The organism is Massilia glaciei, from assembly GCF_003011895.2.
GTDB lineage: Bacteria > Pseudomonadota > Gammaproteobacteria > Burkholderiales > Burkholderiaceae_D > Telluria_A > Telluria_A glaciei.
In genome coordinates this window covers 32,065-42,967 of sequence record NZ_PXWF02000244.1, presented here as the reverse complement: position 1 = coordinate 42,967, position 10,903 = coordinate 32,065, and the positions used below count along the sequence as shown (strand labels likewise).

Sequence of the window (10,903 nt, the reverse complement as noted above, 5' to 3'; positions counted from 1 at the left end):
TTTGGCTTCATGCAATCGCCCTGGCAGATGTCGCCGTGAGGGTCCTGAACCGCAGCGGTCTAGTGTAGTGTGTCAATAAGCTTCTTATGACTCACGTGGAAACGAGTTGGGCGAGCGCCGAAAACAGCATTTTCGTGGAGCTCACCTGCGATTTTGGCAATCAACACGGACTAAGAGGCTGAGAGTCTTTCGACCATGCCCTTCCATCCCGCCGGAAAGCGCCCGCTCGTCGTTGCAAATGCTCGCCATAGCCCGAGCTATGGCTGTGCTTTGCGCCTAGATCGGCCACCTTCTGGCGCGCTGCTCGGCCACGTCCGAAAAACTCTCAGCCTCTAAGGCCTCAGAACGCCCCGACCTTAGAAGAAGCCGTGAATAAATGAGTGTGACAATTGGGCGGCTCTGGCGGGCCGGATTGCAAGGCAATCCGGGCACCGCAAATTCTTCGCGGCGATGCAAGGCGCGGGAAGGAGGCATAGCGCGCTATGGCGACGACGAGGGCGGTCTGCACGAACGCCGAGGCCGCAGCGCGCCCGTCAGGGCCGATCCAATTGCTACAGTTATTCTTGAACAACTCCTTAACCTCCTTCAGGTAGTCCAGACGCTGCAAATTCAGGCAGCGACCTTCCAATTCAGTTGCTGCGTCGACCCGTCAAGCCGAGGGTCTTGGCAATGTGGTGGTTTGCACCGCTCTTGGTTTCGCCCTCCTTCATGCTTAGCGACTGCTTCGGTGCCAGCATGATGCCCGCATCGTGCCATCCGCCCGCCGCGAGCGATGTAACCGTGCTTGCTCAGCCGGCCCGCATCAGGCGCTCATTGAAGGTCCTGATCGTCGTCCGATCCGGTATCTGGCGGCTTGTGTGCAACCCATCGAAACGATGAAAGCTCAGACGGTTGATCCATCGAAATTCCATCTGCTTGTCGCTTAGATCAAATAGTTGCCTGGTAGGCAATATACCCGGCGTGGTTTTTCGAGGTGAACAATAGACCGCGGCGTTTTTGGAGCAACCCTGCCCCCCAGTTTTACTATGCAATTTATACAATCTTCTCCATCTAAAATAAAATGCCGTAGATTGATACCGACAATCAACTTTCCGGAATTTTATGTGGTAATCTTGTGTGTCTGGGGATAAGTCGGACGTGTTTTGACTGCGATGGACGTCGTTCTAGCGAAGGGCTTGTGCTGGGGGGATGCAAGCAATTCAATCAAACAAGCCCGCCAAAACGGAAATGGATAAAAACATGAACAATAAACTGATCGCTACTTTGGCTGCCACCGTCGCACTCGCATTTCCGGTGCTTGCCCATGGCCAGATGGACAGAGCAGCGCCTGCCAAGAGCGCTGGGATGTTGGAGAGAGCCGGCCCAAGCGAGTCCAGGAAGCTCGATGGCGTCGTCAAGGCAGTCAATAGAGGCACGATGACGATTATGGCAGGCGGCCAGGAATTTATCCTTCCCATCGCCAAGGATGCGAACCCCAAGGAATTGGTTGGAAAGAAGATCAAGGTAACCGTCACCATCACATTCAAACCACTGAAGGTTGAAATATCGGCTGAATTCTAATAGATGCTACGGAACGAGGAACGAGGAACGACCAACGGTCGTTCGTGAGTAAAAGGGGGGCTTGCTCGCGCAGCCCCCCTGGCAACGACAAGTCAGAGGCTGAGAGTTTTTCGGGCGTGTCCGAGCAGCCCGCCCGAAAGCGGCAGATCGAGGCGCAAAGCACAGCCATAGCGGGCTATGGCGAGCATTTGCAACGACGAACTGGCGCTTTCTGGCGTGCTGAGTGGGCATGATCGAAAGACTCTCAGCCTCTCAGTGCGTTTATTGGACGAACCGCCGCCACCAATACTTTTGCGTCATTGCTCTGACTGCCCGGCTGGCCGTTCATGATCACCATCACCATCAAATCCCCACGGCTGGCAATTTCCCATCAATCTATAAGATGTCAACGCCAGCGCAAAAGAACGTGCGGGCACGTGCGTCATGCGTTCTTCCATAGCCGATAATTTGGGGGCACCTCGAATAACCAGGCATTCTGGCGCTATCGGCAGCGGCAGCGCAAGGTGCATGTGGAACCGAGTTCGGACGAGCACCGATCAAGGCCATTTTTGTGGCGGACCGCAAACCACTGCTGCGATTCGCTATTTTCCGGTCCACATTTTTTACCGTTACAATGCGGGATGACCCAGATCACGCTTGTCCTGCCCTTCGCCCTGCCCCCGCCTGAACTTGCCCCAGACCTCGCGCGCGCCCTGCAAGCGCCCGCCTTGTCAGCCCTGCTGACCCGCACCGCGTCCCACACCGTCACCACGTTCCACCCCGGCGCGCGCGCGCTGCCGCACGAGTTGTGGCTGGCGCGCGCGCTCGGCCTGCCGGCGGGCGAGAACTGCCCGTTCGCCGTGGCGGCGATGCGCGGTTTCGGCCTCGACACGGGCGACGGCACCTGGTTCATCGTCAACCCGGCGCACATCGAAATCGCCCGTAGCCACCTGTCGATGAACGACCCGCGCCGGCTGCACCTGAGCGAGCCGCACGCGCGCGCCCTGTTCGAGTCGGCCAAGCCGTACTTCGACGAGATCGACAAGCCCCTGTTGTACGGCGACGCCAACACCTGGTTCATGCGCGCCGACGCCTGGGCGGAACTCGACACCGCCTCGCCCGACGCCGCGGCCGGCCAGAACGTGACCGACTGGCTGCCCTCGGGCGCCGTCGCGGCCGAATACCGCAAGCTCCAGAACGAGGTGCAGATGCTCTGGTTCGAGCACCCGGCCAACCTCGCGCGCGCCGCGCTTGGGCAGCCGCCGGTCAATTCGTTCTGGCCGTGGGCGCCCGCCTCGCAGCGCGACGCGCCGGCCAAGCCGGGCGCACTGGCCAGCATCAACTGCCCGCCATGGCTGACGGCCGCCACCGGGCGCGCCGCGACCACCGCGCCCCAGTTCGCCGCCGCGCCCGGCAGCGCGCAGCAAGCCACGCAGCTCGTTGTCGGCAGCCTGGGCGAAGCGGCGATCGCCGCCGACTGGTCGGGCTGGCTGATGCAGATGCAGCGCCTCGAACAAGAGCTGTTCGCGCCGCTGCTGGCCGCCCTGGGCCGCGGCGCCGTCAGCCGGATCGACCTGGTGCTGACCCGGCGCGACGCGCAGGCCACCTTTGCCACCACCAAAATGTCCCAACGCGCCTTCTGGCGCCGCCCCACTCTGAACCGATTGCTTCCATGACCCGCATCAGCACCCGCCCCTGCTCTTTCCGCACCTCCGAACTGCTGCGCCAGGAAGGCGTCCACCCCGTGCTGGCGCGCCTTTACGCCTCGCGCGGCCTGACCGATGCGCGCGAACTGTCGAGCGAGCTGACGGCGCTGATGGCGCCCGGCGGCCTGCTGCACATCGGCGCGGCGGCCGTGTTCCTGGCCGACGCCATCGCGGCCGGCAAAAAAATGGTGATCGTCGCCGACTACGACTGCGACGGCGCCACCGCCTGCGCCGTGGCCCTGCGCGGCCTGCGCTCGATGGGCGCGACCGTCGACTTCATCGTCCCCAACCGATTTGAATACGGCTACGGCCTCACGCCCGAAATCGTCGCACTGACCGCGCGCGAGAAATCGCCCGACATCATCATCACCGTCGACAACGGCATCGCCAGCATCGACGGCGTGCTCGAGGCGAAGCGGCGCGGCATCGAGGTCGTCGTCACCGACCACCACCTGCCGGCCGACACGCTGCCCGAGGCGCGCGTGATCGTCAACCCGAACCAGCCCCAGTGCGGCTTTCCGAGCAAGCACCTGGCCGGCGTGGGCGTGGTGTTTTACGTGCTGCTCGCGCTGCGCGCCGAGCTGCGCAAGCGCGGCGTGTTCGACGCCCAGAGCCAGCCCAAGCTCGATAGCCTGCTCGACCTGGTCGCGCTGGGCACCGTGGCCGACGTGGTGCGGCTCGATTCCAACAACCGCATCCTCGTCGCCCAGGGTCTCAAGCGCATGCGCGCCGGCCGCATGCACGCGGGCGTGGCCGCGCTGTTCCGCGTGGCCGGACGCGAGGCGCGCACCGCCTCGCCGTTCGACCTTGGCTTTGCGCTCGGGCCGCGCCTGAACGCGGCCGGCCGGCTCGACGACATGTCGCTCGGGATCGAATGCCTGGTCACCGACGACGAGGGGCGCGCCTGGGCGATCGCCCAGCAGCTCAACGAGATCAACCTCAAGCGGCGCGAGATCGAAGCCGAGATGCAGGACGCGGCCCTGCTGCACCTGGACGCGTTCGAGCCGGCCAACAGCAGCACGATCAGCGTGTTCGACGCCGGCTGGCACCAGGGCGTGATCGGCATCGTCGCCTCGCGCCTGAAAGAAAAATTCTTCCGCCCCACGATCACCTTCGCGCCCGGCGCCGACGGCTGGATCAAGGGATCGGGCCGGTCGATTCCCGGCTTCCACCTGCGCGACGCGCTCGACCTCGTGTCCAAGCGCGCCCCTAACCTGATCGACAAGTTCGGCGGCCACGCGATGGCGGCCGGGCTGACCATCCGCGCCGACGCCTTCGAGGCGTTCTCGGAGGCGTTCGAGGCGGTCGGGCGGGCCTGGCTGAGCGAGCAGCAGCTCGAACGCGTGATCGAAACCGACGGCCCACTCGAAGACGCCTACTACACCACCCAGTTCATCGCGCTCATGGACGGCCAGGTGTGGGGCCAGGGCTTCGCGCCGCCGGTCTTTTGCGACGAGTTCCGGGTGGTCAGCCAGCGCATCCTCAAGGAGCGCCACCTCAAGCTGCTATTGGAGCGCAACGGCCACCGCTACGACGCGATCTGGTTCGGCCACACCGCCTCGATGGGGGAACGCGCGCGCGTTGCGTTCCGCCTCGACGCCAACGAGTACAACGGCGTGACCAAAGTGCAGCTCATGGTGGAACACGCGGAGCCGGCGTGACCGCGTTTTGCACAATCAGCCCACGAGATAATCAATCAACACACGCACTTTCAGCGCCAAATGGCGCCCAGGAATATACACGGCGTGCACGGTGCCGGCATAGGGCTCGCAAAAATCCCAGTCGCCGAGCACCTGCTGGACCCGCGCTTCGCCGAGGGCCGCATGCGCGGCAAAATCGGGCACCAGCCCGATCCCGCCGCCAGCTTCCACTGTTGCAAGGATCGCCGCGCTGTTATTGATCGTCAGCCTGCTCGGCACCCGAACGCCGATCCGCTCGTCGTCGCGCTGGAGCGTCCATTGCTCGCCAAACGCGCCGTAGCCAAGGTAGATGCACCGATGCTCTTGCAAGACTTCCGGCCTGTCCGGCAAGCCGTTCCGAGCCACGTAGGCTGGTGACGCGACCAGCACATAGCGCATCTCGCACAAGGGCCGCGCCGCCAGTCCGGGCGCCAGTTCGCGCGAAATGCGGATCGCCACATCGACGCCCTCTTCGATCAGGTCGACGGTGCGGTCGACCAGCGTCAGGCGCACATCGACTTCCGGGAACAGATCGAGGAAGTGCGACAGCTTCGGCGCCAGCCACACTTGGCCGAACACGACCGGCGCCGTGATGCGCAGGATGCCGTTGGGCCGCGCGCTGTAGGTTCCGGCCAGCGATTCGATCTCGCGCGCGGCGCTTAGCATGCGCGTGCAGCCGGCATGCACCTCGAGTCCGAGCTCGGTCGTGGTCAGGGAGCGTGTGGTCCTATGCAAAAGACGCCCGCCCAGGTGGGCCTCGAGGCGGGAGACGTGCCGGCTCACCGCCGATGTCGTCAGTCCGAGTTGCCGCGCCGCCGCGGAAAATCCCCCTCTATCGACCACCTGCGCGAAAACCGCCATCTCCTTCAGCATATCCATGTAATCATCTTTTATTGCGCCAGAATCAACAATCCTTTGCATAATAAGGCAATTGTGGGCCGATGACTCAACGATCATACTTCGCTGGCGTACATAACCGGAGCAAATAAATGAACCCGAGTAGAACCACCACAGCGGTACCGCAACGACGCCTCGGCCAATGCGGACTGGTCGTCTCCACCATCGGCCTTGGCTGCATGGGCATGAGCGACGATGCCTATGGCGACGTCGACGAGGCCGAATCGATCGCCACGATCCATCGGGCGATGGACCTCGGCGTCACCCTCTTCGACACGGCCGAACAATACGGTCCATTCGAAAACGAGTCGCTGCTGGGACGCACGTTGAAAGGCAAGCGTGATCATATTGTGCTCGCCACAAAATTCGGTTTCAGGATCGAGAACGGCGAAACCACCGGCACCAACAGCCGCCCGGAGCACATCAAGCTGGCGGTCGAAGGCTCATTGCGCCGACTGGGGACCGACTATATCGATCTGTTGTACCAGCATCGCGTCGATCCGCACGTCCCGATCGAGGAGGTGGTCGGTGCCATGGCGGACCTCGTCCGCGAAGGCAAGGTGCGCTTCCTGGGCTTGTCCGAAGCCGGCGTCGCCAATATTCGCAAAGCGCATGCCGTCCATCCGATCAGCGCCCTGCAAAGCGAGTACTCGTTGTGGGAACGAAACCTCGAAGCGGAGATCCTTCCCGTGCTGCGCGAGCTGGGCATCGGTTTGGTTCCCTTCAGCCCGCTGGGCCGCGGCTTCCTGGCAGCGAGCGCGAAACGCGCCGAGGACTATCCCCCCACGGATTTCCGACATCTCGACCCACGCCTTCAAGGCGCCAATTTCGACATCAACAAGCTGGCGGCCAAGACCGTCATCGACGTTGCCAAAGAAAGGAACCTGGCGCCAAGCCAGATCGCGCTGGCGTGGGTGCTGCACCAAGGCGGCGATCTCGTTCCCATTCCCGGCACCAAACGGCGCAGCTACCTGGAGCAGAACGTCGCTGCGGTCACTGTCGCCCTGAGCGCAGAAGAGCTCGCACGGCTAGACCGCGCCATGCTGCAGGTGGCCGGGCCGCGCTACAGCGAGGAACGGATGGCGATGGTCGACCACTAAAGCTGGTGCTTGCAAACGGCGGGCGCTTATCGCGGGATCCAAAACGGGGCTGGAAGGTCTTGGAACAGGCTATGCGATTATGCATGACAGAAGCAACCTTCATTCATTCTTGTATAGCGTCTTTTGTGGCCGCAATTTCCAGGACGACGGCCACACGTTCCTTGGAATAGACGTGGGTCGACTTTGCCGAAGTGCGCGGCGCTGCCATCACAGCCTCTACCGCAAACGCCGTTGCGGCGGGGAGCGCGCCAAAAATCTGCCGGTATAGCAGCACGGCTTTGAGAAACGTCAGGTCGCGGCCGGGGTGCATGCCGTCCTTGTCCAGCCATGCCGCCTCGGGGGCCGCCGCGACCGCCGTCCGAAAGTGTCCCGAGACGGGTACATAGGCAAGCTTGAGCCGATCGGCCAGACTCCCCTCGGCTTTTAACAGCGCGTCTGACACTGCGGGCAGGGGCTGGTAGGTCCCCAGATAGATGGGTTCAGCGCGCGCGGCAGTCGCCAGTCTCGTGAACTCCTGCAATGAAACCTTGGCACCATCGCGGTCATTCTGACCGAACGAGCCGATGATGTCTCCGCCTCGCTCCTGTAGCACAAGATAGTCAAATTTTCCGGTTGCCAGCGCCTTTGACGCGGCGCCATCGGACAGGTGTCGGGCCAGGGTATGGCCGCCCTTCGCAATCATCTCGCTTTGCGCGTCACGCCCATTGCTGGCGGCCAGCGCATCGAATACGGCGGGGAGATTGCCAACATACATCTGGCTATTGCCGACAAACAGGACGCGAACGGGCTCACGCTTAGGCTGCGCCGACGCGCAGGCGCCATTCAGGGTGCAGAGTATTAGTGCAACGATGAAACCACGCATAGGGTTTGGCCCACATCGACGGCTTGTCTCGACTGGTCGGAACCAGCGCAGTCTTGACCAATGATTCGATCTAACAAGCGGAAATTTGCAAGTTAGTACGGCAGGCTCATCGACTCAAGGCTGCTTCTTGTCGGGGTCTGGCTCCTTCTTGTCGGGGTCTGGCTCCTTCTTGTCGGGGTCGGCCTCCTTCTTGCAATTGCACACTTCCGCCCCTTTATCGACGATGATGCGCCAGGTGTTCGGGGCTTCGAGCCGCCAGATCGAGTTGTAGCGCGCGATCAGCTTGCCACTCGGGTCGTACACCGGTCCGCTGCTATGTGCGAGGGAGCCCGAGTCCAACACTTCGACTTCATCGGGCTCCCATGCGAATGGCGCCTGCGGCTCCTCGTAAAAACGCTTCCACGCCTTGCCGACGGCCGTTTTTCCGCGCAGCACTTGCTTGCCGTTGAAGAAAATTGTCTCGTCCGAAAGAAAACTGACGAAAGCGGCATGGTCGCGCGCCTTCATCGACGCGGCAAAGGCACGCTCAGTGTCGGCCACCTGCTTCTTGAGTTCGGCATTGCTCATCGGCGCGGCGGCTGCGGCGAGCGCGAACATGGCCAGGCCCAAGGCAACAACCGCATTCATCAATCCATTTCTAAAACGCATAGCTAATCCTCCCAATGGGAAAAGGGCAAACATACCGGCGGTTTCGAAGCATTCTGACACGCGAATGTTTAAAAGCAAGCTTTCTGGCGATTCGTTCGCGACCATGCTTGCATGATTTGCGAAACCGGAGTATAAATGATCCATTACCGGAGCCTATCATGAGCCTAGCCTACGCCTACCCCAAAAGCCGTTTCGAACCAGCCGTGCTGGTCGACCTGAACGCCAGGGAAGAACGCGAACGCCTTTCCAAATCCGCCCTCAAGGGTTTTTTCAAGCTTGCGGCGGCCTGGCAACTGCGCGACGAGGACGCCCGCGAACTGCTGGGCGGCCTGTCGTCGTCGACCTTTTACGAGTGGAAGAAAAACCCCGACCGGGTGCTCGAGGTCGACCGCATCACGCGCATCTCCTACCTGCTCGGCGTTTACAAGGCGCTGCACATCCTCTATGGCGACAAGCTGGCCGACGAGTGGGTCGCGCTGCCGAACAAAAACCCCGTGTTTGGCGGACGCACACCGCTGTCGCAAATGCTGGCCGGCGGCCTGCTGGCCATGCAGACGGTGCGAAAACTGCTCGACGCGCGGCGCGGGGGGCTCTGATCTTGGCACTTGCACCCAAACTGACCCAACTGCGCCAATTCGACACCTGCCGCCTGATCCCGTCGCGCTTTGCCGACGTCGAAGACTCGGTGCTAAGCCCGCTCGCCGAAACCACCGACGTGCTGCGCGACCTGTTCGACCTCGACAACGCCACCAACGAGCGCCTGCGCGGCGAGTACGGCGGCCTGCCCGGCATCGGCGTCGACGAACTGGTGTTCGGCGTGCCCAATTTCCGCATCATCAACGCGGCGTTCACCTATGCGCGGCCCGAGGGCAGCCGCTTCAACGACAGCGAGCGCGGCGCGTGGTACTGCGCCTTCGACGCCGAAACCGCGCTGGCCGAGATCACCTTTCATAAAACCGTCGAATACCAGGAGATCGACCGCTTCGACGACAGCGTGACCTACCAGGCCATGCTGGCCGACTTCACCAGCACCTTCCACGACATTCGCGATACGCGCGGTTTTGCCAAATGCCTCGACCCGCGCAGCTATATCCATTCGCAGTTGCTGGCCGAACGGCTGCTCGAAGCCGGTTCGATGGGGATTATCTACCCAAGCGTGCGTGGCCCCGGCGGCATCAACCTTGCGTGCTTTCGGCCTGCCCTGGTCGGCAATGCGCGCAAAGGACCTGTCTATCGGTTAACATGGGCGGGTTCGCCGGTTCCGGTGATCGAATCTATTTGACCATATCTACACGATTACACGACTACACGACTACACGACTACAGCATGAAGACCAAGCCTGAAAACGACACCGAACTGCGCATCAAGATCAACCGCGAAACGGCGCGCCTGCCATGGGCGGAGCTCGAACGCCATTTTGCCCAGGGCTCGGTGATTTTTGTGAGCGTCGAGCTCGATCTGGTCGATGTCGCGGTGCGTGTTTCGCACGACGACAAGGAAAGCATCGTGCGCTGGATGGCCGAGGGCAAGATCGCCAAGGTCAACGACGAGCAGACGCAGGCGTGGACTGCGGCGCAGGCATCGTTGTGGACTGCGGTTGTGAGCCCGTTCGTGCTCGTGCAGCCAGAGAAATCGAAACTACATTAAGGTTCCTGTGGCCTGTGCTTGAGGGCGTGGGCGGCTTCCTTCATCAGTTGCGCGGCTAATTTCTCGTCGCGCGCCAATCCCAGCGCGCCCTCCTCGACCGCGAGCGCCAGTTGCTGGAGCGCTTCGGGGGATTCAAGCTCCGCCGCGGCTTCGAGCATTTCGCGGGCAGCGGCGTCATCTCTTGGCAGGCCCTCACCTGCGCGCAGCATGTTCGAGAGGGTGAACATGGCGGGGGCGATGCCGCCTTTCGCTGCTACCTTGAACCAGTGCGCGGCTTGCACGCTGTCGCGGGGGGTGCCCATGCCATTGCGGGTCATCCGCGCGAGGTAGTAGGCCGCGCCGGGGTTGCCGGCCATTGCCGCGCGTTTGAACTGTTCGACTGCGGTGGGCCAGCCGGATGATGGGCCGCGCATTGCCAGTTTTGCCGATGTGAGCGCGTCATGTGCCTGTGCGGGGGCGCAGAGAATTAGCAATAACAGAACGCTGGCTCTAAACATCGCACATCACCTCAATTACGGCCCCGCCGGCCCCACAATTATCGGGGCCGGCCCCACCATTATCCGCGCCATCCCAACCGTCAACCCCGCTGCCCCCACCGCCAACCTCGCTGCCCCCACCGTCAACCCCGCTGCCCCCACCGTCATTCCTGCCATTGGCAGAAATGACTCCCCGCGAAGGCGGGGACCCATAGCACCTTTGAGCAGTGATGCTTTGGAATACCGCCGCGTGTCACGAAGCTCAGTATGGGTCCCCGCTTTCGCGGGGATGACGGCAATTTTAGTGGGTGTAGTGAGCGTCGTGGGTGTAGTGATCGTCGTGGGTGT

At 62.3% G+C, this 10,903-nt stretch carries 12 protein-coding genes; 7 read left to right on the top strand and 5 right to left on the bottom strand.

Going from position 1 to position 10,903, the window contains the following annotated elements:
• Positions 1–788: 788 nt before the first annotated feature.
• Positions 789–950 (bottom strand): transposase, encoded by a 162-nt coding sequence (locus tag C7C56_RS30735; protein WP_106758408.1) that lies wholly within the window; start codon positions 948–950, stop codon positions 789–791.
• 289 nt (positions 951–1,239) lie between these two features.
• On the opposite strand from C7C56_RS30735, the gene C7C56_RS16195 reads away from it, so the two are divergent.
• From C7C56_RS16195 to recJ, 3 genes are all read left to right on the top strand, one after another.
• Positions 1,240–1,560 (top strand): S1 domain-containing protein, encoded by a 321-nt coding sequence (locus C7C56_RS16195; protein ID WP_146204513.1) that lies wholly within the window; start codon positions 1,240–1,242, stop codon positions 1,558–1,560.
• A gap of 620 nt (positions 1,561–2,180) precedes the next feature.
• The gene (locus C7C56_RS16190; RefSeq protein ID WP_106758406.1) at positions 2,181–3,215 is read left to right on the top strand and encodes a hypothetical protein; all 1,035 of its coding nucleotides are present in this window, start codon (positions 2,181–2,183) and stop codon (positions 3,213–3,215) included.
• Entirely contained in the window at positions 3,212–4,906 is a 1,695-nt protein-coding gene (gene recJ / locus C7C56_RS16185) for a single-stranded-DNA-specific exonuclease RecJ (protein ID WP_106758405.1), read from the top strand. Before C7C56_RS16190 ends, recJ begins: the two co-directional genes overlap by 4 nt.
• Positions 4,907–4,921: 15 nt before the next feature.
• Here the strand turns inward: recJ and C7C56_RS16180 are convergent, their stop codons facing one another.
• Entirely contained in the window at positions 4,922–5,803 is an 882-nt protein-coding gene (locus C7C56_RS16180; RefSeq protein ID WP_229458815.1) for a LysR family transcriptional regulator, read from the bottom strand.
• Between the two features lie 110 nt (positions 5,804–5,913).
• Between C7C56_RS16180 and C7C56_RS16175 the strand changes: the two genes are divergently transcribed.
• Positions 5,914–6,921 (top strand): aldo/keto reductase, encoded by a 1,008-nt coding sequence (locus tag C7C56_RS16175; protein ID WP_106758404.1) that lies wholly within the window; start codon positions 5,914–5,916, stop codon positions 6,919–6,921.
• A 103-nt stretch (positions 6,922–7,024) separates the two neighbouring features.
• On the opposite strand, the gene C7C56_RS16170 is transcribed toward C7C56_RS16175, so the two are convergent.
• Entirely contained in the window at positions 7,025–7,783 is a 759-nt protein-coding gene (locus C7C56_RS16170; protein ID WP_146204512.1) for an SGNH/GDSL hydrolase family protein, read from the bottom strand.
• Positions 7,784–7,897: 114 nt separating this feature from the next.
• Positions 7,898–8,575, bottom strand: coding sequence for a YybH family protein (locus tag C7C56_RS16165; RefSeq protein WP_229458814.1), 678 nt, complete (start codon positions 8,573–8,575; stop codon positions 7,898–7,900).
• Between the two features lie 14 nt (positions 8,576–8,589).
• Between C7C56_RS16165 and C7C56_RS16160 the strand changes: the two genes are divergently transcribed.
• The 3 genes from C7C56_RS16160 to C7C56_RS16150 are packed head-to-tail and all read left to right on the top strand — an operon-like array spanning position 8,590 to position 10,079.
• Complete coding sequence (locus C7C56_RS16160) at positions 8,590–9,027, top strand: MbcA/ParS/Xre antitoxin family protein (protein WP_106758402.1); 438 nt, start codon at positions 8,590–8,592, stop codon at positions 9,025–9,027.
• A 2-nt stretch (positions 9,028–9,029) separates the two neighbouring features.
• On the top strand, positions 9,030–9,713 hold the full coding sequence (locus tag C7C56_RS16155; RefSeq protein WP_370660215.1) for an RES family NAD+ phosphorylase: 684 nt from the start codon (positions 9,030–9,032) through the stop codon (positions 9,711–9,713).
• Positions 9,714–9,758: 45 nt separating this feature from the next.
• Positions 9,759–10,079 (top strand): DUF2288 domain-containing protein, encoded by a 321-nt coding sequence (locus tag C7C56_RS16150; RefSeq protein WP_106758401.1) that lies wholly within the window; start codon positions 9,759–9,761, stop codon positions 10,077–10,079.
• On the opposite strand, the gene C7C56_RS16145 is transcribed toward C7C56_RS16150, so the two are convergent.
• The gene (locus C7C56_RS16145) at positions 10,076–10,576 is read right to left on the bottom strand and encodes a tetratricopeptide repeat protein (protein ID WP_106758400.1); all 501 of its coding nucleotides are present in this window, start codon (positions 10,574–10,576) and stop codon (positions 10,076–10,078) included. The two genes, C7C56_RS16150 and C7C56_RS16145, sit on opposite strands and share 4 nt — an antisense overlap.
• Between the last annotated feature and the right edge of the window lie 327 nt (positions 10,577–10,903).